The organism is Pseudorhodoplanes sp. (assembly GCF_050250235.1).
GTDB lineage: Bacteria > Pseudomonadota > Alphaproteobacteria > Rhizobiales > Xanthobacteraceae > Pseudorhodoplanes.
Genome location: NZ_JBFWPA010000060.1, coordinates 13,683 through 40,229, shown reverse-complemented (window position 1 = coordinate 40,229; position 26,547 = coordinate 13,683). Strand labels below are relative to the sequence as shown.

General features: G+C 64.0%; 25 protein-coding genes. 14 read left to right on the top strand and 11 right to left on the bottom strand.

All coding sequences use genetic code 11. The annotated features are described in order from the left end of the window. From AB7F49_RS23080 to AB7F49_RS23060, 5 genes are all read left to right on the top strand, one after another. On the top strand, positions 1-438 hold a 438-nt coding region (locus tag AB7F49_RS23080), incomplete at its 5' end, for an esterase-like activity of phytase family protein (protein ID WP_428526696.1). A 188-nt stretch (positions 439-626) separates the two neighbouring features. After that, on the top strand, positions 627-1,592 hold the full coding sequence (locus tag AB7F49_RS23075) for a catechol 2,3-dioxygenase (protein WP_428526694.1): 966 nt from the start codon (positions 627-629) through the stop codon (positions 1,590-1,592). An 11-nt stretch (positions 1,593-1,603) separates the two neighbouring features. Beyond that, on the top strand, positions 1,604-2,437 hold the full coding sequence (locus AB7F49_RS23070; RefSeq protein ID WP_428526702.1) for an aldo/keto reductase: 834 nt from the start codon (positions 1,604-1,606) through the stop codon (positions 2,435-2,437). Between the two features lie 65 nt (positions 2,438-2,502). Continuing rightward, positions 2,503-2,913: a thioesterase family protein gene (locus AB7F49_RS23065; RefSeq protein WP_428526693.1), complete on the top strand. Its 411-nt coding sequence runs from the start codon at positions 2,503-2,505 to the stop codon at positions 2,911-2,913. Next, positions 2,910-3,800 carry a DUF1932 domain-containing protein gene (locus AB7F49_RS23060; protein WP_428526691.1) on the top strand — a complete coding sequence of 297 codons (891 nt, stop codon included), beginning with the start codon at positions 2,910-2,912 and terminating at the stop codon, positions 3,798-3,800. Before AB7F49_RS23065 ends, AB7F49_RS23060 begins: the two co-directional genes overlap by 4 nt. A gap of 22 nt (positions 3,801-3,822) precedes the next feature. On the opposite strand, the gene AB7F49_RS23055 is transcribed toward AB7F49_RS23060, so the two are convergent. Continuing rightward, a complete protein-coding gene (locus AB7F49_RS23055) occupies positions 3,823-4,779 on the bottom strand; it encodes an ABC transporter substrate-binding protein (protein WP_428526689.1) in 957 nt (318 codons plus the stop codon). After that, the gene (locus AB7F49_RS23050; RefSeq protein WP_428526687.1) at positions 4,776-5,591 is read right to left on the bottom strand and encodes a class II aldolase/adducin family protein; all 816 of its coding nucleotides are present in this window, start codon (positions 5,589-5,591) and stop codon (positions 4,776-4,778) included. Before AB7F49_RS23050 ends, AB7F49_RS23055 begins: the two co-directional genes overlap by 4 nt. Before the next feature lie 248 nt (positions 5,592-5,839). On the opposite strand from AB7F49_RS23050, the gene AB7F49_RS23045 reads away from it, so the two are divergent. The 7 genes from AB7F49_RS23045 to AB7F49_RS23015 all read left to right on the top strand — a co-directional run bounded on the left by AB7F49_RS23045 (position 5,840) and on the right by AB7F49_RS23015 (position 14,251). After that, positions 5,840-7,930, top strand: a complete 2,091-nt coding sequence (locus tag AB7F49_RS23045) for a 3-hydroxyacyl-CoA dehydrogenase NAD-binding domain-containing protein (RefSeq protein WP_428526685.1) — start codon at positions 5,840-5,842, stop codon at positions 7,928-7,930. A gap of 2 nt (positions 7,931-7,932) precedes the next feature. Then, positions 7,933-9,156 (top strand): acyl-CoA dehydrogenase family protein, encoded by a 1,224-nt coding sequence (locus tag AB7F49_RS23040; RefSeq protein WP_428526684.1) that lies wholly within the window; start codon positions 7,933-7,935, stop codon positions 9,154-9,156. A 206-nt stretch (positions 9,157-9,362) separates the two neighbouring features. Beyond that, entirely contained in the window at positions 9,363-10,025 is a 663-nt protein-coding gene (locus tag AB7F49_RS23035) for a TetR/AcrR family transcriptional regulator (protein WP_428526700.1), read from the top strand. A 188-nt stretch (positions 10,026-10,213) separates the two neighbouring features. After that, positions 10,214-11,221 (top strand): Bug family tripartite tricarboxylate transporter substrate binding protein, encoded by a 1,008-nt coding sequence (locus AB7F49_RS23030; protein WP_428526682.1) that lies wholly within the window; start codon positions 10,214-10,216, stop codon positions 11,219-11,221. 146 nt (positions 11,222-11,367) lie between these two features. Further along, the gene (locus AB7F49_RS23025; protein WP_428526680.1) at positions 11,368-11,874 is read left to right on the top strand and encodes a tripartite tricarboxylate transporter TctB family protein; all 507 of its coding nucleotides are present in this window, start codon (positions 11,368-11,370) and stop codon (positions 11,872-11,874) included. Between the two features lie 7 nt (positions 11,875-11,881). Then, entirely contained in the window at positions 11,882-13,414 is a 1,533-nt protein-coding gene (locus AB7F49_RS23020) for a tripartite tricarboxylate transporter permease (RefSeq protein WP_428526678.1), read from the top strand. Between the two features lie 9 nt (positions 13,415-13,423). Beyond that, on the top strand, positions 13,424-14,251 hold the full coding sequence (locus tag AB7F49_RS23015; RefSeq protein ID WP_428526676.1) for a sugar phosphate isomerase/epimerase family protein: 828 nt from the start codon (positions 13,424-13,426) through the stop codon (positions 14,249-14,251). Here AB7F49_RS23015 and AB7F49_RS23010 read toward each other — a convergent pair. The 7 genes from AB7F49_RS23010 to AB7F49_RS22980 all read right to left on the bottom strand — a co-directional run bounded on the left by AB7F49_RS23010 (position 14,232) and on the right by AB7F49_RS22980 (position 21,980). Beyond that, complete coding sequence (locus AB7F49_RS23010; protein ID WP_428526674.1) at positions 14,232-15,269, bottom strand: CobW family GTP-binding protein; 1,038 nt, start codon at positions 15,267-15,269, stop codon at positions 14,232-14,234. The two genes, AB7F49_RS23015 and AB7F49_RS23010, sit on opposite strands and share 20 nt — an antisense overlap. A gap of 157 nt (positions 15,270-15,426) precedes the next feature. Next, positions 15,427-16,665, bottom strand: coding sequence for an LVIVD repeat-containing protein (locus tag AB7F49_RS23005; protein WP_428526672.1), 1,239 nt, complete (start codon positions 16,663-16,665; stop codon positions 15,427-15,429). 75 nt (positions 16,666-16,740) lie between these two features. Further along, positions 16,741-17,739 carry an ABC transporter substrate-binding protein gene (locus tag AB7F49_RS23000; RefSeq protein WP_428526670.1) on the bottom strand — a complete coding sequence of 333 codons (999 nt, stop codon included), beginning with the start codon at positions 17,737-17,739 and terminating at the stop codon, positions 16,741-16,743. 38 nt (positions 17,740-17,777) lie between these two features. Continuing rightward, positions 17,778-18,533, bottom strand: a complete 756-nt coding sequence (locus AB7F49_RS22995) for an ABC transporter ATP-binding protein (protein WP_428526668.1) — start codon at positions 18,531-18,533, stop codon at positions 17,778-17,780. A 19-nt stretch (positions 18,534-18,552) separates the two neighbouring features. After that, positions 18,553-19,344, bottom strand: coding sequence for an ABC transporter permease (locus tag AB7F49_RS22990; protein ID WP_428526666.1), 792 nt, complete (start codon positions 19,342-19,344; stop codon positions 18,553-18,555). Further along, the gene (locus AB7F49_RS22985) at positions 19,341-20,165 is read right to left on the bottom strand and encodes an ABC transporter permease (RefSeq protein ID WP_428526664.1); all 825 of its coding nucleotides are present in this window, start codon (positions 20,163-20,165) and stop codon (positions 19,341-19,343) included. Before AB7F49_RS22985 ends, AB7F49_RS22990 begins: the two co-directional genes overlap by 4 nt. 201 nt (positions 20,166-20,366) lie before the next feature. Then, complete coding sequence (locus AB7F49_RS22980) at positions 20,367-21,980, bottom strand: AMP-binding protein (protein WP_428526662.1); 1,614 nt, start codon at positions 21,978-21,980, stop codon at positions 20,367-20,369. A 134-nt stretch (positions 21,981-22,114) separates the two neighbouring features. On the opposite strand from AB7F49_RS22980, the gene AB7F49_RS22975 reads away from it, so the two are divergent. Beyond that, positions 22,115-23,566, top strand: coding sequence for an NADH:flavin oxidoreductase (locus AB7F49_RS22975; protein WP_428526660.1), 1,452 nt, complete (start codon positions 22,115-22,117; stop codon positions 23,564-23,566). After that, entirely contained in the window at positions 23,563-24,495 is a 933-nt protein-coding gene (locus AB7F49_RS22970) for a hydroxymethylglutaryl-CoA lyase (RefSeq protein ID WP_428526658.1), read from the top strand. The genes AB7F49_RS22975 and AB7F49_RS22970 overlap by 4 nt, the downstream gene beginning before the upstream one ends. Positions 24,496-24,525: 30 nt before the next feature. Here AB7F49_RS22970 and AB7F49_RS22965 read toward each other — a convergent pair whose 3' ends face one another. Both AB7F49_RS22965 and AB7F49_RS22960 read right to left on the bottom strand, forming a co-directional pair. Beyond that, complete coding sequence (locus tag AB7F49_RS22965; protein ID WP_428526657.1) at positions 24,526-25,824, bottom strand: TAXI family TRAP transporter solute-binding subunit; 1,299 nt, start codon at positions 25,822-25,824, stop codon at positions 24,526-24,528. 4 nt (positions 25,825-25,828) lie between these two features. Next, the gene (locus tag AB7F49_RS22960; RefSeq protein ID WP_428526655.1) at positions 25,829-26,545 is read right to left on the bottom strand and encodes an ion channel; all 717 of its coding nucleotides are present in this window, start codon (positions 26,543-26,545) and stop codon (positions 25,829-25,831) included. Positions 26,546-26,547 lie beyond the last annotated feature (2 nt).

Below are 26,547 nucleotides of genomic sequence, written 5' to 3'. Positions count from 1 at the left end.
GGACTCGCAATCGGCGATTTCAACATGATCAGCCCGACCCAGGCGCTGGTGATCGAACGCGACAACGGTGAGGGCACCGCCGACAAGGCCTGCCCGGCCGGCCAGAAGCGCCCCGACTGCTTCGACGATCTCGCCAAGTTCAAGCGCGTCTACAAGATCGAGATGTCGGATGCGAACGTGAACGGTCCGGTGCGCAAGATTGCGCATATCGATCTGATGAAGATCGCCGATCCCGACAAGAAGGCCCGCAAGGCACTGAATGACGGCGTACTGACCTTTCCGTTCTTCACCATCGAGAATGTCGACATCGTCGATGGCGATCACATCGTGGTGGGCAACGACAACAACTTGCCGTTCTCGTCGAGCCGCGACCCCAACAAGGCCGACGACAACGAGTTCGTGCTTCTCAAGGTAACGGATTTCCTGAAGGCGAAGTAACATCTGTCATTCCGGGACGCGCCTGAAAGGGCGCGGGCCCGGGATTCAGAGCCAGGACCACCGTATCCCCCACCCCTGGATTTCGGGTTCGCGACCTGACGGTCGCGCCCGGAATGACAGCCATCGACGCGACGTGCCGCGCGTGTTAGGTCGCTGCCGTTCAACAAGCGCAGGCGACCCGACGGCCCATGATCAAAGAGCCCATTCTCGACATTGCCCACCTCGCCCACCTCGAAATCCTGACGCCGAAATTCGAGGAGAGCCGCAATTTCTTCATCAACGTGCTGGGCATGACGCAGAGCGCCGAGAAGGGCGACAGTGTCTATCTGCGCGCCTGGGATGATTACGAGCTCTATTCACTCAAGCTGACGGCATCGAACACCTCGGGGCTGAAACATGTCGCCTATCGCTGTCGTTCCCCGCAGGCGCTGGAACGGCGCGCCGCCGCACTGAAAGGTTCCGGCTTCGACATCGGCTGGACCGACGGCGATCTCGGCCATGGCAAGACCTTCGTCTGCAAGGATCCCGACGACCACGTGGTCGAACTCTATTACGAGACCGAATGGTACCAGGCGCCGCCGGACAAGAAGCCGGCGCTGAAGAACCAGGCGCAGCGCTTCCCCGCGCGTGGCTGTAACGTGCGCCGGCTCGATCACTGGAACGGGCTCGCGGTCGACATCAAGGCCAACCGGATTTTCTACGAGGACTATCTCGGCTTCCGGCTGACCGAGACGATCATCCTCAATGACGGCTCGGAAGCCGCGATCTGGATGACCGCGACCAACAAGAGCTACGATTTCGCCTATACCCGCGATCATACCGGCACCAAGGGCCGCTTCCACCACATCACCTACGCGATCGACACCCGCGAGGAGATCCTGCGCGCCGCCGATATCTTCCTGGAGAACGGCGTGCATATCGAAACCGGTCCGCACAAGCATGCCATCCAGCAGACCTTCTTCCTCTATGTCTACGAGCCGGGCGGCAACCGCGTCGAAGTGGCGAATGCCGGCGCACGGCTGATCCTCGCGCCGGACTGGAAGCCGATCGTGTGGACCGAGAACGAGCGCAAGAAGGGCCAGGCGTGGGGGCTCAAGACCATCGAATCGTTTCACACCCATGGCACGCCGCCGGTCGCGGCCAAGGACCATTAGGCATCGTGGTCATCCCGACGACGTCCCTGCCCTCCGGCGGGCCGATCCCGGTGTTCGGGCTCGGCACCTGGATGATGGGCGAAAGCGAGAATAAGCGCACCGATGAAGTCGCCGCACTGAAACTCGGGCTCGATCTCGGCGCGACGCTGATCGACACCGCGGAAATGTATGGCGACGGCGAGGCCGAGGAGATTGTCGGCGACGCCATCGCTGGACGCCGCGAGGGCTTGTTCCTCGTCAGCAAGGTGCTGCCCGAAAACGCCTCGCGCAAGGACACGGTTGCGGCCTGCGAGCGCAGCCTGAAGCGGCTGCGCACCGACCGGATCGACCTGTATCTTTTGCACTGGCGCGGCTCGACGCCGCTGCAACACACGCTGGACGCGTTCGTCCAGCTTCAGCGCGAGGGCAAGATCCGGCACTGGGGCGTCAGCAATTTCGACACCGACGACATGGAGGAGTTGCTGTCGTTGCCGGGCGGCGACGGCTGCGCCACCAACCAGGTGCTCTACAACCTCAAACGGCGGCGCGTCGAGTATGACCTTGTGCCGCTCTGCCGCGCACGCGACATTCCAGTGATGGCCTATTCGCCGATCGAACAGGGCCGGCTTCTCGGCGCTGCGGCACTGAAGGAAGTGGCGCAGCGGCAGGGCACGACGACCGCGCAGGTGGCGCTCGCCTGGCTGCTCGGGAGACCCGGGACAATCGTCATTCCGAAGGCGACGAAACCGGACCATGTCCGGGAGAATTTCGGCGCGCTCGATCTGACGCTTTCGGACGACGACCTGTCTGTTCTCGACCGCGCCTTCCCGCCGCCGCAGAAGAAGTACGCCTTGGAGATGCTTTAGCGGCGCGCCGGGTTATACGCGATCCGCGAATTGCGTATAACCCATCCTCTCACCGCGGGCCGCCCATGACCGACCTCTCCAAGCTCACGCCCGGCCTCAAAGGCCAAGCCGAAATCCGCGTCGGCGAGGAACAGACCGCGCCGCGCGTGGGATCCGGCCGCGTGCACGTGCTGGCGACGCCTGTCATGATCAACACGATGGAAGCGGCGGCGCTAGACGCGATCGAAAATTTGCTGCCCTCCGGCCATCAGAGCCTCGGCACCCATCTCGAAGTCGGTCACTATGCGGCGACGCCGGTCGGCATGACGCTGCGGGCGACCGCCGAGGTCACGACGATCGAAGGCCGCAACGTCACCTTCCGGGTGGAGGCGTTCGACGACAAGGAACGCGTCGGCGACGGCACGCACACGCGCGTGGTGGTCAATGTCGATCGCTTCGACGCCCGCATCCAGAAGAAGCTCAAAGGTGAGCCATGAGTCCGCGCATTGCGTTTATCGGCTTCGGGGAGGCCGGTCAGGCGATGGCAGCCGGGTTGCGCGAGAACGATGCCTCGCAGATTGCCGCCTGGGACATCCTGTTTCCCGAGTCCGCCGGTACGACGCTGATCCAAGCGGCAAAGACATCGGGCGTTCGCGTGGCGTCCTCCGCCGCCGACGCGGTGCACGACGCCGAGATCGTGATCGCTGCGGTTACCGCCGCATCGAGTTACGAGGCGGCGCAATCGGTCGCCGGGCATTTGGCGGGCCGGCCATTCTATCTCGACGTGAATTCCATCTCGCCCGGCCGCAAGCAGGCGACGGCGGCTCTGCTCGGCAATGGCGCGCGCTATGTCGACGTCGCAATCGTTTCGGCGATCTACCCCGCCCGTCACAAGTCGCCGATGATGCTCGCCGGACCTCACGCTGCGGCAGCCGAACCGGTGCTGGCCACGCTCGGCATGAAAACACTGGTCGTGGGCGGCGAGGTCGGGGCGGCGGCCGCGATCAAGATGATCCGCAGCGTGATGATCAAGGGGATCGAGGCGCTGACGCTGGAGTGCTTCCTCGCCGCCTCCCGCGCGGGCGTTGCGGATCAGGTCGCAGCGTCCCTGCACAACAATTATCCCGGCATCGACTGGCAGAAAATGTCCGAATACAACATCGAACGCATGGTGAGCCACGGCATCCGGCGGGCGGCGGAGATGCGCGAGGTGATGGATACCCTGCGCGAACTCGGCGTGAAGCCGCTGATGACGGCGGGTACCGTCGAGCGCCAGCAGCAACTGGGCGAGATCGGCCGGCGGCCGACGGTCAAGCAGGCGTCCGCAAACGGACGGACCGAAATGCTCTCCGCGATCGACGATGCATCGCCAGAGCGGCGGTAGCACCGTCGTCGCAGGGCTTCGATCAGCGCGCTGGAATTTGCAGGAACTCGGTGAGTTGCTCCTTCGTCATCGGCTTGTCGAGGAACTTCAGCTTGACGGCATCCCGCACAGCCCCGTCCAGATCGGCCATCTGGTCGGACTGCATGGTCGATTTGGGATGAAATTCCGCGATCGAGCCCTTCAGCATCGCCTCGTCCGCCTTGATCTTCTTGGCGTACATCTCGATCGCCTTCGGGTCGGAATACATCCAGTCCACGCTTTCGCGATAGGCCTTCACGAAGCGCATGATGGCGTCCTTCTTGTTCTTCAGCGCGTCGGCGTTGACGATGATCGTACGCACGGTCTGCCCCTTCAGCGACGGGACATCGCTACCGCGTATGACCATACGAATCTTGCCCTCCTTCAACTCCTTCACGCCAAAGGGCGGAGCCGCCCAGCCGATATCGATCTGCCCGCTCATGACCGCGGTCAGCGTTCCGGGCTGGCCGCCGGTCGCAGTCGGCTTCGCCTTCACACCCAGTTCCTGACCGAAGGCAAGCACCAGATTGTTGGTCGACGAGCCGGAGGTTGAATAGGCGATGGTGTTCTTGTCGGTAATGTCCTTCACCGACTTGATCGGCGAGTCGGCCTTGACGTACCAGTATAGGTCTCCGGTGCCGGTGAAGGCTGGCAGAAGGACGCGGACTGGCGCGCCCTTCGAGAAGGCGCGCATCACGCCAGCGACGCCGACGCCGGCGCCAAGATCGGCCGAGCCGGAAATCACCGCCTGGATGGTCTCGCCGGCGCCCTGGGTGCCGACCGCCTCGATCTTGAGATTGTGTTTTTTGAAAAAACCGGCGTCCTGGCCGAGCGTGGGTGGCTGGTTTTCCCAGTTATTGATCTGGCCGATCGCGATCTTGAGCTGGTCCTCCGCGAACGCGGGACTTGCAACAAGCGCCGCCAGCACAGCCGCACCAATCGCGGCTCCGATCTGCTTCATCTTGCTCTCCCTTTGGCTTTTCTTGACTTCGTCGGCGCAACGCTAGCACGCTTGGCGCTCGTGCCAACCCGCTTTTTGCCGGCGCGCGGAAGTCCGCCGCCGGCTTTATCGAGACGCACCGACCAGTATTCCCATGTCCTGAAATTCGCAGTGGGCATCGCGTTGATCTGCGACGATTTCTCGACCTCGCCGGGACGCAGCGGCGACACATTGCCAAGCACCTTGGCCATGAATTGATATTCGGCATTGCGGCAGGAATAGATTGCGCGGAACACGAGTTCCTGGATCGAGGACCCGACGACGGTCGCGCCATGGCCTTTCATCAGCACGAGGGGCGCGTCGCCAAGCGAGCGCGCAAGCGAGGCGCCCTCCTCCGGCTTTACCAGCAGAAGGTTGGTGTCACCGAAATCGTCATACTGGTCCCACATCGGCACCTTTGGGCCGATAACCGCCCCGAGATGCATGACCGGCTGAAGCTCAACTCCGGAAATGCAGAACGGCATCACCGCCGGCGCGTGATGATGCACCACCGCCATCACGTCGGGCCGCGCCTTGTAGATTTCGCCGTGGATCACACGCTCCGCATAGAGACGCTGGTCGGTTTTTTTCACCGGGTTGGAATCGAGGTCATATTCGAGAATGTCCGCGGGCTCGACCAGTTCCGGTGCGCGTGAACGCGACAGGAAATAGCGGGTCGGATTCGTTGGGTGGCGCATGCTGACATGGCCGAAGGCATCGAGCACCCCCTCATTGGCGAGGATGCGGTTGCCGAGCGCAGTGAAAGTCCTGATTTGATCGAGGGGTGAGGGCACAGCGTGCGTTCCTGAACTTTTTTCGGGGAGGCGAACCATACATCCCGGGGAAGGTTCGGCAATCTCCAAGTGCATGCGCCAGGTATGTGCGAGACAGTGCATGCGCCAAGTGCCTGCGAGCCAGTGCGTGTGCCAAGTGCGCAGGGTCTCCTGCCGGCCGTTTGACACTCCGCGCCCCCCTTCCTAAACATGTCGCCCAGCCTGCCCGCGCGTTATGATCAGGCCCGCCACTCTTTAGGGAAACTGCTGTGCCGGACGTCGTCGAGTTTGGTCGCGAGGGTACGATTGCGGTCATCACCGTCAATCATCCGCCGGTCAATGCGCTCAATCACGCGATGCGCAAGGGACTGGTCGAGGCGCTGGGGCGCGCGCGCGACGATGCGGAGACCAATGCCGTGGTCATTGCCGCGGCGGGCCGTACATTCATTGCCGGCGCCGACATCACCGAGTTCAATCGGCCGCCGGTGAGCCCCACGACGATCGATGTCATCGAAGCCATCGACGCCATGCCGAAGCCCGTGGTCGCCGCGCTGCACGGCACCCCGCTCGGCGGAGGCCTCGAGGTCGCGCTCGGCTGCCATTTCCGCGTTGCACTGGCCGGAACAAGGCTTGGTCTGCCGGAGATCAAGCTCGGCCTGATGCCGGGCGCCGGCGGCACCCAGCGGCTGCCGCGCCTGATCGGCATGGACAGGGCGATGGCGATGATCCTGTCCGGCGACCCGATCGGCGCAGACGATGCCAAGTCCTATGGTCTGGTCGATGAGATCGTCGCCGGTGATCTCACGTCTTCTGCGATTTCATTTGCGCAACGGGTGGTTGCCGAGAAGCGCCCGCTGACCCGCGCCCGCGACCGTGACGACAAGCTCGCGGAACTCCGCACCAATCCCGCCAGGTTCGACGAACTCGCCGCGCCCTATGCCAGGCGCGCGCGTGGTCTGCACGCACCGGCCAAGGCGCTGGAGGCGTTGCGCTGGACCCTCGACGTGCCGGTGGCGGAGGCGCTGATCCGCGAACGCGACGCCTTCATCGAATTGAAGAACGGCGCGCAGTCGAAGGCGCAGCGCCACATCTTCTTTGCCGAACGCGAAGCCGCCAAGGTGGCCGACCTGCCCAAGGACGTGAAGCCTCTCGACGTCAAGCAAGCCGCGGTGATCGGCGCCGGCACCATGGGCGGCGGCATCGCCATGTGCTTTGCCAATGCCGGCATCCCGGTGACGATCGTCGAGACAAGCGCCGATGCGCTGAAGCGCGGCCTCGATCTTGTCGCCAAGAATTACGCGGCTTCCGCCAGGCGTGGCGGCATGAGTGCGGAGGATGTCGAGACCCGCACCGGCCTGATGCACGGCACCACCGACATCGGCGAGATCGCCGACGCCGACATGGTGATCGAGGCGGTGTTCGAGGATATCGGCGTCAAGCGCGAGGTGCTCGGCAAGCTCGATGCCAATGGCAAGCCCGGCGCCGTGCTCGCTACCAACACCTCCTACCTGGACGTCAACGAGATCGCTCATTTCACCGACCGGCCGCAATCCGTGCTCGGCATGCATTTCTTCAGCCCCGCGAACGTGATGCGACTGCTGGAGATCGTGCGCGGCGCCGATACCGATCCGCAGACGCTGGCGACCGCCATCAGCATCGCGCGCAAGATCGGCAAGGTGCCGGTCGTCGTCGGTGTCTGCCACGGCTTCGTCGGCAACCGCATCCTGCGGGTCCGTTCGACCGAAGCGGAGCGTCTCCTTCTTGAAGGCGCGCTGCCGCAGGATGTCGACGGCGCGCTCACCGCGTTCGGCTTCCCGCTGGGCCCGTTCGGCGTCAGCGATCTCGCCGGCCTCGATATTTCCTGGCGCATGCGCAAGGCTCAAGGCGCGCGCGCGGAGATCGCCGACCAGCTCTGCGAGATGGGCCGCTTCGGCCAGAAAACCGGCAAGGGCTTCTATCTCTACGAGGCAGGCAACCGCACGCCGAAGCCTGATCCCGATGTCGAGGCGCTGATCGTCGCGACCTCGCAGCGGCTCGGCATTGCGCGCCGCGCGCTCAGCCGCAACGAGATCACCGAGCGGCTTCTCTTCCCCATGATCAACGAAGGCGCGCGTATTCTTGAAGAAGGCATCGCCCAGCGGCCGGGCGATATCGACGTGATCTGGGTCTATGGCTACGGTTTCCCGGCCTGGCGCGGGGGACTCATGTATTATGCCGATCAGATCGGCCTGCCCTATATCCGCGACCGGCTGACCGAATTCGCCAGACAGGCCGGCGACCCGAAACATGAGCCGGCGCCGCTCCTGAAGCGGCTTGCGAACGAAGGCAAGGGCTTCGGTTCGCTGAGCGGGAAAGACTGACCATGCTCCCGCAGCCGTCACCCCGCGCGCAGGATATCGCAAGGCGGCTGACGGCATTTATGGAGGAGCACGTTTATCCGGCGGAGCCCGTGTTCGAGCGCCAGCTCGCCGAGGCGAAGGATCGCTGGAGTGAGCTACCGGTCACCGCCGACCTGAAGGCGAAGGCGAAAGCGGCGAAGCTCTGGAATCTCTGGCTGCCGAAGAAGCACTACGCCGAAGGGCTGACCAATCTCGAATACGCGCCGCTGTGCGAGATCATGGGACGTTCGCCGATCGGCCCGGAAAGCTTCAACTGCTCGGCGCCGGACACCGGCAACATGGAAACGCTGATCCTGTACGGCAACGAGGCGCAGAAGCAGAGCTGGCTTCCCTCCCTGATGGATGGCGAGATCCGCTCCTGCTTCGCCATGACCGAGCCCGACGTCGCGTCCTCCGATGCCACCAATATCCGCACCGAGATCCGGCGCGACGGCGACAGCTATGTCATCAACGGGCGCAAATGGTGGACCACCGGCGCTCCCGACAAGCGCGCGAAAATCGCGATCGTGATGGGCCGTACCGATCCGGACGGACCCGCGCACCGGCAGCAATCGATGGTGCTGGTGCCGATGGACACGCCGGGCGTGAAGGTGATCCGGCCGCTCTCGGTATTCGGCTATGACGATGCCCCGCATGGTCACGCCGAAGTTCTGTTCGAGAATGTGCGGGTGCCGGTGTCCAGCATCCTGCTCGGCGAGGGCCGCGGCTTCGAGATCGCGCAGGGCCGGCTCGGACCCGGGCGCATCCATCATTGCATGCGCACGATCGGGCTTGCGGAACGCGCGCTCGAAACCCTGTGCCAGCGCGCGCTCACCCGGACCGCTTTCGGAAAGCCGCTCGCGGATCAAGGCGTGACGCGGCACTGGATCGCCGAGTCGCGCATGGAGATCGATCAGGCGCGCCTGCTCACGCTGCATGCGGCAAGGATGATCGACGAGGTCGGAACCAAGGCGGCCCGCGCCGAAATCGCCATGATCAAGGTGGTGGCGCCGAACATGGCACAGAAGGTCGTGGACCGGGCGATCCAGATCTGCGGCGCCGGCGGCCTGTCGCAGGACTTCCACCTCGCCTATGCCTATGCGCGCGCCCGGGCCATCCGCATTCTGGATGGACCCGACGAGGTGCATCGCGAGACGGTGGCGAAGCTGGAACTGCGCAAGCATGCGGCCCGCGGCAATGCGGGGTAGCGAGCGGCGCCCTTACCTCACCCTGAAAGGGGGAGGTCGACTGCCGAGCGAAAGCGAGGCAGTCGGGTGGGGGTCAATTTTCTTGAGCCCAATTGCGCATCCGACCCCCTCCCCAACCCTCCGCCTTTCAGGGGGAGGGAGCGCATGGTGCATGCCGCGACCTCATGCGCTTCGCGTCGTCCCGGAATGACGCTATCGTGCCTGTGATGGACGCCCCCTCCCCCTCGAAAGCCAGTCCGCCCCACCGCCCGCCTGGGGAGCGCGATCCCGAGCGCACCCGCGCGGCGATCCTCGCCGCCGCGATGGAGGAATTCAGCACCCACGGGCTCAATGGAGCGCGCGTTGACGAGATCGCGAAACGGTCGGGCGTCAACAAGCGGATGATCTATTACTATTTCGGCGACAAGAACGGGGTCTATCTCGCGGTTCTCGAAGAAATCTATGCGGATATCCGCAATGCCGAGATCAGGCTGCATCTGGCCGATCGCGACCCAGTCGATGCCATGCGCGAACTGGTCGCCTTCACCTGGAACTATTTCAACGAGCATCCGGAATTTCTCAGCCTGCTTGGCACCGAAAACCTGCACCGAGCCCGGCATCTCAAGACGTCGAAGAAAATCCGCGAATTGCACTCGCCGCTGATCGGCATCATCTCAGCCCTGCTGGCGCGGGGCGTGACGGCGAAGGTGTTTCGGGAGGGCGTCGACCCGGTGCAGCTCTACATCACCATCGCTTCGCTTGGATTTTTCTACATGTCCAACCGGTTCACCCTGTCCACAATCTTTGGCCGCGATCTCGGTCACGAGCAGGCACTGGCTGAACGCGGCCGCCACATCGAGGACGTCGTTCTGGGCTATCTGAGGCCGTGAGGGCACATGCACCGCGTTGCCCGATCGTTTCCCTCTTGACGCTTCGCACCCCGGCATGGTGCACTTGTAACCAGATGGTTACTTAGCGGAACGTTCGAGTTCGGCAGATGCCCGGGCGACGACAGCCCCGCGACCTTCAACAACAACCGGCAAAAGCCGGCCACTTACGTTCATGGGAGGAACGACAGATGCTGCTGCGAACAACAACCTTCCTTGCTGCTGCGACCCTGGCTTTGACCGGTGCCGCATCCGCGCAAAACTATCCCTGGAAGCCGGAACGCCCGATTACCATCATCGTGCCATGGGCCGCGGGCGGCTCCACCGACCAGGTAACGCGCGTCGCCGCGATCGAAATCGAAAAAGCACTCGGGCAGAAGGTCGTCATCGTCAACCAGGGTGGCGCATCGGGTTCGATCGGAACCAAGAGCGCGCTCGAGGCGCCGAAGGACGGCTATACCTGGACGGCCGGCGCCGCCAAGGACATCGGCACCTATGCGGTCAGCGGGCTGCTCGACACCAAGTTTACCGACTGGCGGCCCTATCTCAGCGTCGTCAACGTGTCGGTGCTCGGGGTCAATCCGGACACACCGTACAAGTCCGCAAAGGACCTCGTGGATGCGATGAAAGCCAAGCCCAACGGCGTTTCGGTGGCGACCGCGGGCATCAATTCGTCGGGACACGCGGCAATCGAGGCCTTCACCCGCGCGCTCGGCCTCACCTACAAGCATGTGAGCTATGACGGCGGCAACCCGGCCGTGAATGCGACCGTCTCCGGCGAAACCGAGGTCACGTCCCAGCTCGCGGTCGAGCAGGCAGCGATGCTGCGCGCCAAGCGGCTGCGCCCGCTTGCGGTCTTGTCCGACAAGCCGCTGGAACTGGAAGGCTACGGCACCATTCCGCCGGTGACCGCGTCGGTTGCCGGGTTCAAGCCGGACGCCAACTATTTCGGCATCTTCATCCACAAGGATGTGCCGGCGAATGTCCGCGAGACCATGGACATGGTGTGGAAGAACGTGATCGCGAATTCGGCAAGCGTCAAGAAATATGCCGGATCAAACGGCGCGCAGTTCGCTCCGGTCTATGGCGACGATGCCGTGAAGGCCGCGATGCCGGCGATCCAGTCGACCGCCTGGCAGTTGCACGCGGCCGGCAAGTCGAAGGTATCGCCCGATACCGTCGGGATTGCCAAGCCGTAGGTTTGGTCGGACACTGAGCTGAAGAGGGTCATTCGGGGGCGCGCCGAGAGGCGCGAACCCGGAATCCAGAAATGAGTCGCTCTGATGCGTGGCTGGATTCCGGACTCGCGAGCGTTGCTCGCGGCCCGGAATGACGGGGGACCATTTTGGAAGACCGCAAACCATCGCCCTTCGCAGACCTGCTTTCCGGCGGCGTGTGGCTCGCGCTCGCAATCGGCATCGTGATCCTGAGCTGGAAGATGGATCGCCTGACGCATCTGCAGGCGACCATCTATACCGCGCCCGGCCTGGTACCCGCATTGCTGGGGATTGCGATCGCAATCATGGGCGTGCTGCTGATCCTGCGATCGATCCGAGCCGGGGCATTGGGCGAGGCGCAGCTTCCCCGGTTCAGCCCGCGCGCGCATTGGCGGATCCTGAGCGCCGTGGCGCTCTGCCTCGCCTTTGCGCTCGGCCTGCTGGGCAGCGGCCTGCCGTTCTGGCTGGCGGCTGCCATCTTCATCGCGACATTCGTCTTCGTATTTCAATTCGAGGAGCGCGAGGCCGCCGGCACGCTGCTGCGCGGTGCTGCCTACGCCGCGGTCTTCGGCCTGATTTGCGGCGGCTCCATCCACTATGTGTTCCAGGAATTGTTCCTGGTGCGCCTGCCCTGAGCCGACGATGTTCGACGGTCTGCTGCTGTTCGGACAATCGATCGCGAGTTTCGCGACACCGACCACGATCCTCTACGCGCTCGGGTCATGCCTTGTCGGGCTGATCATCGGCGCGCTGCCGGGCCTGACCGCGACCATGGGCGTCGCGCTGATGACGACGCTGACCATCGCGCTGCCGTCGAACATCGCGCTGCTGATCCTGATCTGCACCTATGTCGGCGCGATCTATGGTGGCAGCCGCAGCGCCATTCTTCTCAACATTCCCGGCACGCCCGCCTCCGCGGCGTCCTGCCTCGACGGATATGCGCTCGCGCGCCAGGGGCTCGCGGGCCGCGCCATGGGGATCGCCACGACGGGGTCCGTACTCGGCACCTGGATCGGGATGCTGGGACTCGCGCTGTTCACGCCGGTGCTCGGCGAGGTGGCCCTGAAATTCGGCGCTTACGAGTTCTTCTGGCTTGCGTTGTTCGGCGTGGTCATTTCCGGAAATCTCACCGGCAACGACCCGCTGAAAGGCTGGATCGCCGGCTTTGTCGGGCTTTTCGTCGCCGCCATCGGACAGGAGGGCATGTATGCCTATGACCGCTTCACCTTCGGTATCCATGACCTGTCCGGCGGCATCGCGCTGATCCCGGCGCTGGTCGGCGCCTTCGGCTTTGCCGAAGTGCTGACCGTGATGAAGGACCGGCCGCCGAAAATCATCGTCAACAGCTTCGATGCGGTGTTGCCCCGTCTCCGCGACGTGGTCCAATACTGGCGCACCATCATCCGTTCGGGGCTGATCGGTACCGGGATCGGCATCATTCCGGGCGTCGGCGAAGACGTTGCGGCCTGGAGTTCCTACGCGGCGGCACGGCGCGCCAGCAAGGAGAAGGAGAAGTTCGGCAAGGGCTCGGTCGAAGGGCTGATGGCGGCGGAGACCGGCGACAACGCCTGCATTCCCGGCGCGGTGATCCCGGTGCTGACGCTCGCGGTGCCGGGATCGGCGCCGGCTGCGGTGCTGCTCGCGGCCATGCTGATCCATGGCGTGCAGCCCGGCCCGCTCATCATGGTGAACAACCCGCAATTCGTCTACGACGTCGTGACGATGATGCTGTTCGCGAGCATCGGCATCCTGATCTACGGTCTGACGCTCACGCAAGTGCTGGTGAAAATCCTGCAGGTGCCGCGGACGCTGGTGATGCCGGTGGTGTTCGTGCTGTGCACGGTCGGCTCGTTTGCGATCGCGTCGCGCTTCTTCGACATCTACGTCATGCTGGCCTTCGGAATTATCGGGTTCATCCTGCGGCAGCTCAACTACCCGATGGCGCCGCTGGTGCTCGGCATCGTGCTGGGCGACCTTCTGGACAAGAATCTGCGGCGCGGGCTGACGCTGTCGGACGGCGATCTGTCACCCTTCTTTACGCGCCCGATCAGCTTTGTGATGTTCTGCCTCGTGGCCGGCACCATCCTGATGAATGTCCCGGCCGTGACAAGAGCCATCGGCCGGATCTGGTCCGCCGCCACCGCGCCCTTGCGCGGCAAGTCGAGCGGCGCGTAGGAACGGTGCATGAAAATATCGCTCTGCAACGAAGTTCTGGCGGGCTACGACTTCGCGCGGCAATGCGAACTGGCAAGGCAGATGGGCTACGACGGGCTGGAAGTGGCGCCCGTCACGTTGTCGGAGGAGCCGCACCTCCTGACTGCCGAACAGCGCAGGCATTTTCGCAAGATTGCGGAGGATCAGGGCGTGCCGGTGACCGGGCTGCATTACCTGATGGTTGCGCCCAGGGGCCTGTCGATCACATCCGCCGATGCCGCCGTCCGCCAGCGCAGCATCGACGTGATCCGCCGCCTGATCGCGCTGGCGCACGACCTCGGTGGCGGGATCATCGTGCATGGCTCGCCACAGCATCGGCGGCTGGAGCCGGGGCAGGAGGCGGATGGGCGCCGCCATGCCATCGAATGCTGGGCCGCGATCGCAAGAGACGCGGAATCTGCCGGCATCACCTATTGCATCGAGCCGCTGCACCAGCCCGATGCCAATTTCGTCAACACGGTGGAGGAAGCCGCGGCGATCGTGCGCCAGATCGGCAGCCCGGCGGTGCGCACCATGATCGACTGCTCGGCGGCGACGATCTGGGAAAAGCAGAGCGTGCCGGACCTGATCCGGCAATGGATGCCCAGCGGCCTGATCGCGCATATCCATTTCAACGATCCGAACCGGCGCGGACCGGGCGACGGCACGCTGGCCTTCGGGCCGGTCATCACCGCATTGCGCGAGACCGGTTACGCCGGCAACGCCGCCGTCGAGCCGTTCATCTACATTCCCGACGGTGCGACCTGCGCCGCACGCAATATCGGCTATATGCGCGGGGTCATCGAGGCCCTGTCGTAGCGGCAAGAGCTTGCACCGCATCAAACAGCGCCCGGACGTTACCCTCCGCGATCCCGCGCGTGATGAGCACCAGCCGGCTGGTGCGGTCGGCATCCGGCCAGGCCTGCAATTCCGCCGGCGGATGCGCGAGGTGCTGCACGAACTGGACGACGACCGGTCCGGTGCAGCCTTCGACAGCGAGCAAACCCTTGGCACGCAGGATGTCGGCACCGCGCAGCGCCATCAGCGTTTCCATGGACCGCGCCACAACGGACCAGGGCAATGGATCGGTAAAGACAAGCGTGAAGCTCATGACTCCGTCGCTGTGGGCCGCCTCGCCGATCGCCTCCGCCTGAAACGCCGGACCAGCCTGAGCCGCTGTGAAGATCGACGCATCCACCCGTCCCGCATCCGCCATCACGATGCGCGCTCGCGGATTGAGCGCGCGCAATCGCGCGGCCAGCGCGTCGCTGCCATCACCCGTCACCAGATCGGTCTTCGACAGGACAACGATGTCGGCCAGCATCACCTGCCGGCGCGCCTCGGCAAACTGCTCCAGCGTCGTCATGCCGTTGACCGCGTCGGCAACCGCGATCACCGCATCAAGGTGGCATTCGCCGCCGAGCGCGCGATCGGTGGCGAAGGTGCTCAGAATCGGACCCGGGTCCGCCAGCCCGGATGTTTCGATCACGATGCGCCGGAAATGCGGAACGAGCCCGCGCTCGCGATCCGATAGCAGCTTGCGCAGCGCCACCTGCAGGTCGGAGCGCACGTTGCAGCACAGGCACCCGTTGCCGAGCAGCACGGTCTCGTCGGCGCTCGACCGCAGCAACGCATCGTCGATCCCGGCGGTGCCGAACTCATTGACCACGATTGCGGTGCCATGTCCTTCAGCACTATCGAGAAAATTCTTGACCAGCGTGGTCTTGCCGGCGCCGAGGAACCCTGTCACCAACAGCACCGGAATGCGCGCGCCGCGCTCATGACGCAGGCGGCGGCCGAACAGACCGGCGTCAGGGGATCGGAAAAGTTGGTGCATGGCTCAGCGCCGAACCTTATGCGGTTTCCGATCAACCGATACGGTCATTCCGGGGCGCCCGCGAAGCGGGCGAACCCGGAATCCAGGGCGGCTGAATGCGGTGCTTGCGGCTCTGGATTCCGGGTCCGCGCCTTCGGCGCGTCCCGGAATGACGAACCTAAAACTCCATCTCCAGAATATACAGACCGCCGACATGCCGGTCGACCGTATAGACGATGCCGCGCTCGTCGACGAACACATCGTTGAGCTGAATCGTTCCACGAGGCGCCAAAGCCGGCGCTTCCGGTACGAAGGTCGCGATCTCCTTCGGCTGATACGGGTTCGAGATGTCGTAGGCCCGCACCCCACCATTGAAAAACGTTCCTACGACGACCTGATCGGAAAACCAGGCATGCGGCGAGGGCACATTCTCGTGGATGTTGTGCGCGCCGAAGCGGCCGCCCCGTCCCTTGAATGCATCATAGGGCAGCGGGCAGGTCGCGATCGGCACCGGATTGGTTTCGTCGCGGCCGTCGAGGATCCAGATCAGCTTCGGCCAGTCCGCCGCGTCGTCAACCACCGACTCGTCGGTGACGACCAGCAGGCCCCGGTCGAACAGCGGCATGATGGTATGCGTGAAGCCGTGATAGGGCGGCGAGTTGTCCCAGCGGCAGATCGGCGTCGGCCGCGACATGTCGGAAATGTCCATGATGAACATGCCGCCGTCGATATAGCCGAGATAGCAGCGGTCCGGCCGCTGCGGATAGACATTGGTGTTGTGGGCGCGGAATCCCATGTCGTAGAGCGGCGCTTGATGGCGTGCCGGCGGCGGAACATTGTCGCCTTCGCGGGTGCCCGGCATCCACCAGCGTCCGGCTTCCACGGGCTTTGAAGGATTGCGCACGTCGAAAATCTGGTAGCACTGATCGTCGAGTGGGTGCGTCGCCTGGAAATCGGCAGCACCGGACGCCATGTGCACGTAATTCCCGTCGCAGAACCAAAGCTGGTGCACGCCGCGCGAATGCGGTCCCGAGCGGTCGACGAAGGCGATGCTCTTCGGATTCTCCGGCACCGAGATGTCGAACAGTTCAAACCCCGCCGGTTTCTGCCCGACCTTCTGGCACTGATAGGCGACAGCCATGATGTCGCCGGTGATCTCGAGCGAATTGGAACGCATGAAGCTTTCGGGCAGGTCGGTCTGCACCACGATTTTCGGATCGCGCGGATCGGTGACGTCGACCGCGGTGAAGTTCTTTGGCGCGCTCTCATGCGCGAGCCAGATGATGCGGCGGCCGTCTTTCGCGACCTGCACCGCCATGCCCTCCCCCATACCGCCAAAGCCTGCGAGTTCGTGATGGCCGAGCAGCTTGAAGTTCCAGAGGATCGAGTCGGACGATTTGAGCGGACTTGCGGGCATTCCAGGTCTCCGGACACGCGATAAAGACCATGGCCGGGACAAGCCCGGCCATGGCGCATGAATTCGATCGACGCCTTAGGCGCCGGCCTTCGCCTTCTCCATGAAGTCGGGCCGCAGCGCCTTCTTCCAGTCCGGAATCGCGGAAATCCGTTTGGCCTTGAGCAGGATTTCCGCCTCGCCCTGCATGTACGGCGCAAGATCGGGCGGGAAACCGGGATTGACCTCGACGCGCGCCAGCGCATTCTGGAAGGTTTCCGGCGCCATCTTGTAACCCTTCTCGGTATAGAATTTGTAGATCACATCGGAGACCTTCTTCGGCTGTTCCTTGAAGTCGCGCGCGACATCAAGCCAGGCCTGCAGATAGGCGATGACGGCCTTCGGATTCTGCTCGACGAAATCCGGCGTTGCCGCCATGAACACCGGCATCTTGTCGTAGGGGGAGAAGTCGGTGAGGATTGTGGCGATTCCGTCGGCTTCGGCGATCGCGTTATAGGGCTCGACCGTTACCGCCGCGTCGATGGTCTTGGCGGCCAGCGCCGCGACCATGTCATTGACGTTCATGCGCACCTCCTGCCAGTCGCTCTTCTGCAGGCCGGCCTTGGGGGCGATGGTGTTGGTGAAAATGTTCGCGGTCGACGCGCCGACCTGATTGCCGATCTTCTTGCCCTTCAGTTCGGACACACTCTTGAGGTTGAGATCCTTGCGGGCGATGACGGCGGCGGTCTTCCCGACCTGCTCGATCACGGCAATGCCGACGAGACCGCCCTTGTCGTGCCCGAGAATCATCGACTGGCCTGCATACGTGCCGAGATCGACCTGGCGCGCCACCATCTGCTGCATCGTGAGATTGCCCGACGGCACCGCGAATTCCTCGAATTTGAGGCCGCGCTTCTCGAGCGCACCGGAGCGCAGGAGATAATAGGTCGGCATGCCCCACATGTTGGTCTGGTAACCCTGACGGATCGTCGCCGTCTGCGCATCCGCAAAACGCATCCCGCCGATCCCGGCCGCGACCGCGGCACCGGTTGCGGCGATATACTGGCGGCGGGTCAGTCCATTCTTTTGTGTCGTCATGGCTTAGTCCTCCCTGTGCCGGCCGTGACCGGATTGTCTCAGTTCTGCATCTGGCCGAGTTCTCGCAGCAGTTTCTTCTGATAGTCCAGAAATTCCACGCTCAGCGGATCGCGCGGCCGGGGCAGCGCGATCTGCACTTCGGTCTTCACCGTGCCGGGATGCGGCGTCATCACGATGACCCGGTCGGCGAGATAGACCGCTTCCGAGACGTTGTGTGTCACGTAGACCACGGTCTTTCTGGTCTCGCGCCACACATCCGCGAGCAGGCGCTGCATGTCATCGCGGGTCAGCGCGTCGAGTGCGGCGAACGGCTCGTCCATCAGCAGCACTGCCGGGTTATAGGCGAGCGCGCGGGCAATCGCCACGCGCTGCTGCATGCCGCCGGAAAGATGATGCGGGTAGGACTTGACGAACTTGTCCAGCTTCACAAGGCGCAGCTGTTCGAGTGCGATGGCCTCGCGTTCGTCCTTCGGCACGCCCTTCATTTCGAGACCGAAGGCGACATTGCCAAGCGCGGTGCGCCAGGGGAACAATTGTGCGAAGTCCTGAAACACCACGCCACGATCCATGCCGTGACCGTCGACTTTCCTTCCGCCGATGCGAATTTCGCCGCCGCTCGGCGGGATGAAGCCAGCGATGATGTTGAGCAGTGTGGACTTGCCGCAACCACTCGGGCCGACGAGACACAGAAACTCGGAGCGGTCGATATCGAGACTCACATCCTGCACGCCGGTCACGCGGCCGGCGGGCGTATCGTAGTTGAGACAGACGTCCCGGATTTCAATTTCAGCCATTCCGACCGCCGCACCTTTCCTATGTACGCGCCGCCCGAACCATGCCCCAGCGCATGACGGTCGCCTTTTCGATCGATCCGAAGAACAGCCGCTCGAACGCAAAGCCGATGAGCCCGATCACCGCCAGCGAGGCGAGCATCATGTCGGCGGCGAGAAACTCCTTGGAATCGAAGATCACCCAGCCCAGTCCCCAATCCGAGGCGGCCAGGAATTCCGCCCCGATCACGGCGATCCAGGCGCGCAGGAACGCCTGCCGGACGCCGGTGATGATGAACGGCAACGCCGCCGGGATCATGACCTTCCAGAACATCGACTGACCGTTTGCGCCCATGGCGCCGGCCGCGCGCAGCCAGAGCGGGTTGACCGAACGTACTCCCGACCAGGTGTTGAGCAGGATCGGAAAGGTTGCGGCGTAGAACACGATCAGGATCGCAACGGTATTGCCGAGCCCGAACCACAGTATGAAGACCGGAACCCAGGCGAGCGAGGGGATCGGCATCAGCGCGCTCGCCAGCGGCAGGCAGAAATTCTCCACGCGCTTGAAGCGCGCCATCAATACGCCGAGCGGAACCGCGACGACAACGGCCAGCGTCATTCCGACCAGCACGCGATAGAGCGTCGCGGCGGCGTGGTGCAGCATGGTGCCGTCGGTCAATGCGGTCCAGAGCGTGATGCCGACCTTCGACAGGGGCGGGAGCAGAACGGAGGGAAAATAGCCGCTGCGCGCGGCGAATTCGTAGATGAGCAGCAGCGCGACGATGGAGGTTGCGGCCCGCCGCCAACTCCGGATGCGTTCGGCGGTCAGCGTCATCGCATCATGCCCCACCGCACCAGCGTGTAGTCTTCGAGCTTCTGGAATACGAGCTTCTCCAGCGAGAGCCCGATGATCCCGATCACGGCCACGCCCGCCAGCATCACGTCGGTATTCAGGAATTCGCGGGCGCCGAAGATGAGCCAGCCGAGCCCCCAGGACACCGCCGCCAGCATCTCCACACCGACCAGCACGCGCCAGGCCTGGGCAAGCCCGAGACGCCAGCCGGTGAGGATGTAGGGCAAGGCGCCGGGCAGGATGACATGGCGGAACACCTTCCGATCGGTCGCGCCCATGGCCTGCGCGGAACGCAACCAGATTTCCTTGACCGCTTTGACGCCGGTCCAGGTATTGAACACGATCGGGAAGGTCGACACGAACGCGACCAGAAGGATCGTCGGCAGATTGCCGAGCCCGAACCACAGCAGGAACAGCGGCGCATAGGCGATGCCGGGAATTGGCGCGAGCATGGCGACGATCGGCAGCGTGTAGTCCTCGGCACGCTTCGATCGGCCCATCGCGATCCCGATAATCACGCCGATCGCTGCCGCGATCGCAAACCCGGCGAGCAGCCGCAGGATCGTCTCGAACGCATGATATGGCAGGATGCCGGAGACGGTCAGTTGCCAGAATGCGGTGGCGATATCGCCAAGCGGGGGAAACAGCTTGCGCGGGAACGAGCCGCTGCGTGCCACGATCTCCCAGACGATGCCGACCACGACAAACGGAAGCGCGTTGCGCGCAATGCTGCGCCAGGCCTGCCCGCCGGATGCGGCAGACGTGGCTGGACCCGCGGACGCTGCCTGCACGGCATCGGTCATGGCGATCCGGACGTTCCTACCCGAACCGGCGCTTCTCTGCTTTGAGCTTCTGTCGGTGCGCCGGGCTACGCGAGGATAGGCAGGGAGCCGTCCGCGGACAACCGCTGTCTGGCCCTGCGGCAATTTTTTGAGCAGCGCCGCCACTGCCATATGGTGAAAGGAACCGCGGGCGCACATCCCGCGATCGCGCGTGGCTGGAAACTAGCGCCCGTCCCGAAGCGCGCTGCGCTGAATCTTGCCGGTGATGGTTTTCGGCAGCGCGGTCACAAACTCGATCGCGCGGGGATATTTGTAGGGCGCGATCTGCGCCTTCACGAGTTCCTGCAATTCCTGCCTCATCGCCTCGCCGTTGACCACGCCTTCGCGCAGGACCACGTAGGCCGCGACAATCTGACCACGCTCCTCGTTCGGCAATCCGACCACGGCGCATTCGGCGACGGAGACGTGTTGCAGCAGCACGCCTTCCACCTCCGCCCCGGAAATGTTGTAGCCCGCGCTCACGATCATGTCATCGGTTCGCGCGTGATACCAGAAATTGCCGGCCGCATCGGTCTCGAACGCATCGCCGGTCAGGTTCCAGCCGTCCTGCACATATTTCTGCTGCCGGTCGACATCGTCGAGATAGCGGCATCCGGTCGGCCCGCGTACCGCAAGCCGTCCCACCTGCCCCGGCGGCAACGGGTTCATGTCATCGTCAACCACCATCGCGCGATAGCCCGGCGCCGCACGGCCGACCGCGCCTGGAATATGCTGTGTATCCTGATTGATCAGAAAGCCGTGCAGCATTTCGGTCGAGCCGATCGAATTCATCAGGCGCACACCGGTCGCCCGGTACCAGCCTTCGAATACCGCCAGCGGCATGTGCTCGCCGGACGATATGCAGCTCTTCAGCGACGACACATCATAGCCGGCCGCGAGCGGGCTCATCGCGCGGTACAGCGTCGGCACCGTAAACAGCCGCGATACGCCTTCGCGCTCGATGGCGGCCAGCATCGCCTCCGGCGTCGGCTGTTCCAGCATCACCGCCGATCCGCCGAACCGCAGCGGGAATACCAGCATGGCGCCGAGCCCGAAGGTGAATGCGAACGGCGCCGAACCGAGAAAGACGTCGTCGGGCACCGGCTTCAGGATATGCCGGGGCAGGCAATCGGCGATCGCCAGCACGTCGCGATGGAAATGCACGGTCGCCTTGGACAGTCCGGTGGTGCCGGAAGTGAATGCGATCAGCGACACGTCGTCGTGGGAGGGAATGACATTGTCGAAGTCGCCGCTCTTTCGCGCCATGCGGGCTTCGAGGCCGTCGGCCGCATCGCTGTGAAAGGCAATCGTCTTGAGAGCCGGCGCCGATGCCGCGGCCCTGTCGAGTTCGTCGGTCAGCCGCGCGTCGCAGAGCGCGAATTGAACGCGCGCCTTGCCGAGCATGTAGGACAATTCCTGCGCGCGCAGCAGCGGCATGGTCGCGACCGCGATCCCGCCCGCCTTCAGCACGCCGAGCCAGGCGGCGGCCTTCATCGCATTGTTCGCGGAACGCAGCAGCACCCGGTTGCCGGGTACGAGGCCGAGGTCGTCGCGCAGCACCGCGGCGATGCGGTTCGCCTTGTCCAGCAATTGCGCGTAGGTCCATGTCGCGGCCGGCGTGCGGATCGCAAGCCGCGGACCGAAGCCTGCCGCGACCTGCCGGTCGATCAGTTCGACAGCGGCATTGAATCGCTTCGGATAGCCGAGCGCCTCCAGGCCGTCGAATTGCGGCCACAGCGGCAACGGCGGAAGATGGTCGCGCGCGAAGCGGTCAGGATAGACGCTGGGATCGAGCATGGAGAGCGGGCTGAGCGTTTTTGAAACCTATCCGCGCGGGACAGGCAGTGACAACCGTCGTGGCCGGTCCGATTGACGGTCCTGCCGCAGACGCATACATCCAACTGGATATAATTCAAAGTGCGAGCGAACCGATGTGGCGCCCCCCACAGCGCATCCAGTTCGAGCCGAAATCCGGCCGGGTTCCGACCCGCGCGGAAGCGGAAGCCTCGCGTCTGTTCTCTCCGGTCGAGGTGGGACCCATCGCGCTGGAGCAGCGCAGCTGGGTGCCGGCCATGGTGCCATGGCGGGCGACCGAGGACGGCTTCGTCACCGATGCCGTCGTTGAATGGTATGCCCGTTTCGCGAAGGGCCGTCCCGGCGCGATCGTGGTGGAGGCGACCGGCATCCGCGACATCCCGAGCGGACCGCTGTTGCGCATCGGCGACGATCGCTTCATCCCCGGCCTGCAACGGTTGGTCGAGGCGGTCCATGCAGCGAGCGGCGGCCATACCCGGCTGTTGATCCAGATCATCGACTTCCTCAACATCCGCCGGCGGCCGGTGGCGAAGAAATATTTCGAGCGGTTCCTTGCGATCACGGACTCTCACCGCGCCGCGCTGCCGGGCCTGAACGAGGCCGAGATCAGGGCGAAGCTTTCCGACATGAAGCGTGACGAACTTGCGACCGTCTTGAGCGAGCGCGAGCTGGAATCCCTTGAATTCGGCTATCGCGAACGCGTCACCGACATGGACCTGCCCCATGTGCGCGAACTGCCACAGGTATTGCCCGGCTTGTTTGCCGACGCAGCCCTGCGTGCGCAAACCGCCGGTTTCGATGGCGTCGAATTGCATTACGCTCACGCCTACACGATGGCATCCTTTCTCTCGCGCAAGAACACCCGCGAAGACGGGTATGGCGGTTCGCTGGAAAACCGTGCGCGGCTGCCGCTCGAAGTGTTCAGGGAAGTCCGCGAGCGGACGCGGCCGGATTTCGCGGTCGGATGCCGTTTCCTCGCCGACGAATGCATCGACGGCGGCAGCGACGCGGATGACGCGATCTATTTCGGCGTGCAGTTTGCGAAAGCCGGCATGGATTTCATCTCGACCTCGCGCGGCGGAAAGTTCGACGACGCAAAGCAGCCCGGTGTCGGCGGCGCTGCCTATCCCTATACCGGGCCCAGCGGCTATGAATGCATGCCGCAATTCATCTCCGACGAACGCGGGCCGTTCGGCCGCAACGTTGGTGCGACCCTCGGCATTCGCAGGGCCGTTCATGCGGAAGGGCTGGATACGCCGGTTGTCTGCACCGGTGGCGTGCACAATTTCGAGTTCGCCGAGCAGATGCTGGCCGACGGCGTCTGCGACATCGTCGGATCGGCACGACAGACCCTCGCCGATCCGGACTGGTTCCTGAAGACCAAGCTTGGACTCGGCCAGAGCGTACGCATCTGCGAGTTCACCAATTATTGCGAGGGTCTCGATCAGAAGCACAAGACCGTCACCTGCCAGCTCTGGGACAAGGAAGGGCTCGACGACCCGAAGGTGAGCCGCACCGCGGACGGCAAGCGCCGCCTCAACCCGCCGGACTGGACGCCGCCGCAATGAGCCGCAGCATCGAGATCAGCGAAGTCGGCATGCGCGACGGTCTGCAGATCGAGCGCAATCTGGTCCCGACCGAGAAAAAGATCGCGCTGATCGATGCCTTGTCGAAGACCGGTTTGAAGAAGATCGAGATCACCGGTTTCGTGCATCCGAAGGTGATCCCGCAGCTTGCCGACGCGGAAGCGGTTGCCGCGGGGATCAGGCGGGAGCCCGGCGTGCGCTACGGCGCATTCATCCCGAATGCCCGCGGCGCCGAGCGCGCCGTCGCCGTCGGTATCGACGATCTCAAGGCCGGCGTCGCAGTGAGCGACAGTTTCAACCGGCTGAACGTGCGCATGACCACCGAGGAGGGCATGAAGGCGGTTGACGAGATCGCCGCCGCGACGAAGGGCACCAACAGCCGCCTTGTCGGCGGCATCGCGACGGCCTTCGGCTGTCCCTATGAAGGGCCGGTGTCACGCGAGCGCATGCACAGGATGATGGCGCAACTCCTGCGCCATGGTGCACCGATCGTCTATCTCGCCGACACCACCGGCGTCGCCAATCCGGACCGCATCCGGCGAACCGTCGAGGATTTGCAAAAAGCGTTTCCTGAAGCCGTCATCGGGCTCCACCTGCACAACACGCGCGGCCTCGGCATCGCCAATGCTCTGGCCGGGATCGATTGCGGCATTCGCCATTTCGAGGGCTCGATCGGCGGACTTGGCGGTTGTCCTTTTGCACCCCGAGCAGTCGGCAATATCTGTACCGAAGATTTCGTGCATATGGCCCACGAAATGGGCATCGAGACCGGAATCGATCTCGATGCACTGATCGCGGTCGCGCAGAGTGCGCAGGACGCACTGGGCCGCCCCCTGCCCGGCATGGTGATGAAATCGGGCAAGGCCACCGACTTGCACGCGATGGAAGCGCCGCGCGTGAAGGTGGACTGACCTTGCTTGCTTTCCTCTGAATGATGAAACTTACGACGCGCCGCGAATTTCCAGGATGCGCCGCCGCTGGCTGATCAGATATTCCAGCCGGCTGAGCGCGACCTGAAGCGCGCCTGCATCGCTGTCGTCACGCTTTTCCCGCGACAATTCGCTGCTCAGGATGCGATCGATCTCGTCCTCGATCTGGTCGAGTTCGGCGGCGCTGTTGGCATCGCGAATGCGTCCGGTGATGTTGTGCAGGCGGACCGGCGGGCGACCGCCCTCCTCGGCCGGACTCGGCATCATGAATTTCCAGAATGCCGCCGCCATCGAACTCAGCATGCCGAGCAGCATCGAGGCGTAAAAGAACTGGTCGCCATATTTGTCAAAGATCGTTTTCACGTCGCCGCTGAAATAGGCCTCTGCGCCCGGATGAATCCGGATCGGCGCGTCCTTTTCGGTGGAAGGCGCGCTGATCTGCGCCAGGATCGGATGTTCGCCGATCATGTTGCCGCGGGTTTCCATGATCGCCTGCGTAAGCTGCGTCGCGGTGTCGTCGTCGAGCTTCTCTTTTGCTACCAGGTAGACCGGGACGCGCAATGTGGTCAGGTCGTCGTCCGGAATTGCGGGCGAGCCGCGGATCGTGCCTTTCGGGACATCGAAGCTCTCATAGGCGCCCACGGCGGCGGCAATGGCGCCTGCGGACTCGATTGCAAGCAGCGTCGGGCTTTTCTTGGAGTCACGCGGAAAGAAGTTGCGCAGCATCGTCAGATAGCGTCCGGAAATGGGAGTGACGATCAGGAGCGCCTGGACTTTCTTGCCCTGGATCGCCGCGGCGACCTCCGGCAGCTTCAGATCGACGAATTTCACCTTGGCGCGCGTGAGGTCGTATTCGCTGTCCAGCACCGATGCGATGCGCTTGTTGACCGGGCCGCCAACCACGCCGATGGTCTTGCCCTTGAGCCCGTCGAAATCCTCGATGCCGTGCCCGGGCAGGCCGAGCAGCATCAGCACGCCATGGGTGATCACGACCACCGTACGTGCGTTCTTCAGATCGGTTGCATCCCCGCGCACGATCGCGAGGTCGACTTCCCCCCTGGCGAATGCCTCGGCCGCACCGAGCGGCGTATCGGTGTCGACGACCTTGAGACGGATGCGCGAATTCGCGGTCGACCCAAGTCTGGAGGCGAGCGCATTCATCAGCCGTGCGCCCTCGCCGTCAAGCGAACCGGCGGCAACCGTGAGCGTTACCGGTCGCGTGGAGTAGCGATAGGCATAGAATGCGAGGCCGGTCGTCAACGCCACGAGGCCGACAACGAGCGCAATCCTGGTCCAGCGCGTCAGATGCATCGAACTACCCGGCCGGCGGCTCCGGCTCCTTGCCCCCGCGTTCTTCCATCGGGTACAGCCCGATCAGGCGCGAGATCAATACTGCGATAAAGAACACACCCGTCAACTGCTCGAGCTGGCTGACCGAACGCGCAAAAGGCGCGACCGGAGTGATGTCGCCAAACCCGGTCGACGTCAGCGTCGCGATGCTCAGATGCATCATGTCGGCAAGCAGCGGCGCGCCCTCGTCCTTGGCTCCGCCGTCCGGAATCGAAAAGGCGCCCGGCGACAGGATTTCGATCGCCGCATAGACGCCCGCAAATGCGAATGCGAGCAGGATATAGACGCTGAGCGCGGCGTGCACGCGATCGGCATAGAGCGGGCCGAACGACAGAACGTGCCGCAGAATCACGCCGGCGGTGAAGAAACAAAAGACGGCAAAGGCCGCCATCATGACTGCTTCGACCGACTTGTTCGTGGTGGCAACCCAGATTGCGTGCAGCCCGAACGCGATCGCGGCCAGCAGCACCGCAATCAGCCGCAGCCCGTTGGAGCGGCTGGCAGCCGCGGTACCGGCGACGAGAATGATGGTAACGATCACCCCGCCGAGCATTCGCGCCGGCGTGTCGCCCAGCACCAGCGGATGCAGGCCGACATACGCGAGCAGGGCGACCAGCAGAACCGTGCCGGCCCCGCCAAAACGGAACACTTCCGAACTGCTTGGGCCCGTTGAATTGGTCATGG

Excerpts from the sequence above, each read along its gene's own strand:
- AB7F49_RS22975 (WP_428526660.1), top strand. The coding sequence starts at position 22,115 with ATGTGGCGCCCCCCACAGCGCATCCAGTTCGAGCCGAAATCCGGCCGG.
- AB7F49_RS23075 (WP_428526694.1), top strand. The coding sequence starts at position 627 with ATGATCAAAGAGCCCATTCTCGACATTGCCCACCTCGCCCACCTCGAA.
- AB7F49_RS23005 (WP_428526672.1), bottom strand. The coding sequence starts at position 16,665 with ATGCCCGCAAGTCCGCTCAAATCGTCCGACTCGATCCTCTGGAACTTC.
- AB7F49_RS23000 (WP_428526670.1), bottom strand. The coding sequence starts at position 17,739 with ATGACGACACAAAAGAATGGACTGACCCGCCGCCAGTATATCGCCGCA.
- AB7F49_RS22980 (WP_428526662.1), bottom strand. The coding sequence starts at position 21,980 with ATGCTCGATCCCAGCGTCTATCCTGACCGCTTCGCGCGCGACCATCTT.
- AB7F49_RS23040 (WP_428526684.1), top strand. The coding sequence starts at position 7,933 with ATGCTCCCGCAGCCGTCACCCCGCGCGCAGGATATCGCAAGGCGGCTG.
- AB7F49_RS23035 (WP_428526700.1), top strand. The coding sequence starts at position 9,363 with ATGGACGCCCCCTCCCCCTCGAAAGCCAGTCCGCCCCACCGCCCGCCT.
- AB7F49_RS22990 (WP_428526666.1), bottom strand. The coding sequence starts at position 19,344 with ATGACGCTGACCGCCGAACGCATCCGGAGTTGGCGGCGGGCCGCAACC.
- AB7F49_RS22970 (WP_428526658.1), top strand. The coding sequence starts at position 23,563 with ATGAGCCGCAGCATCGAGATCAGCGAAGTCGGCATGCGCGACGGTCTG.
- AB7F49_RS23065 (WP_428526693.1), top strand. The coding sequence starts at position 2,503 with ATGACCGACCTCTCCAAGCTCACGCCCGGCCTCAAAGGCCAAGCCGAA.
- AB7F49_RS23015 (WP_428526676.1), top strand. The coding sequence starts at position 13,424 with ATGAAAATATCGCTCTGCAACGAAGTTCTGGCGGGCTACGACTTCGCG.
- AB7F49_RS22965 (WP_428526657.1), bottom strand. The coding sequence starts at position 25,824 with ATGCATCTGACGCGCTGGACCAGGATTGCGCTCGTTGTCGGCCTCGTG.
- AB7F49_RS22960 (WP_428526655.1), bottom strand. The coding sequence starts at position 26,545 with ATGACCAATTCAACGGGCCCAAGCAGTTCGGAAGTGTTCCGTTTTGGC.
- AB7F49_RS23055 (WP_428526689.1), bottom strand. The coding sequence starts at position 4,779 with ATGAAGCAGATCGGAGCCGCGATTGGTGCGGCTGTGCTGGCGGCGCTT.
- AB7F49_RS22995 (WP_428526668.1), bottom strand. The coding sequence starts at position 18,533 with ATGGCTGAAATTGAAATCCGGGACGTCTGTCTCAACTACGATACGCCC.
- AB7F49_RS22985 (WP_428526664.1), bottom strand. The coding sequence starts at position 20,165 with ATGACCGATGCCGTGCAGGCAGCGTCCGCGGGTCCAGCCACGTCTGCC.
- AB7F49_RS23010 (WP_428526674.1), bottom strand. The coding sequence starts at position 15,269 with ATGCACCAACTTTTCCGATCCCCTGACGCCGGTCTGTTCGGCCGCCGC.
- AB7F49_RS23030 (WP_428526682.1), top strand. The coding sequence starts at position 10,214 with ATGCTGCTGCGAACAACAACCTTCCTTGCTGCTGCGACCCTGGCTTTG.
- AB7F49_RS23060 (WP_428526691.1), top strand. The coding sequence starts at position 2,910 with ATGAGTCCGCGCATTGCGTTTATCGGCTTCGGGGAGGCCGGTCAGGCG.
- AB7F49_RS23020 (WP_428526678.1), top strand. The coding sequence starts at position 11,882 with ATGTTCGACGGTCTGCTGCTGTTCGGACAATCGATCGCGAGTTTCGCG.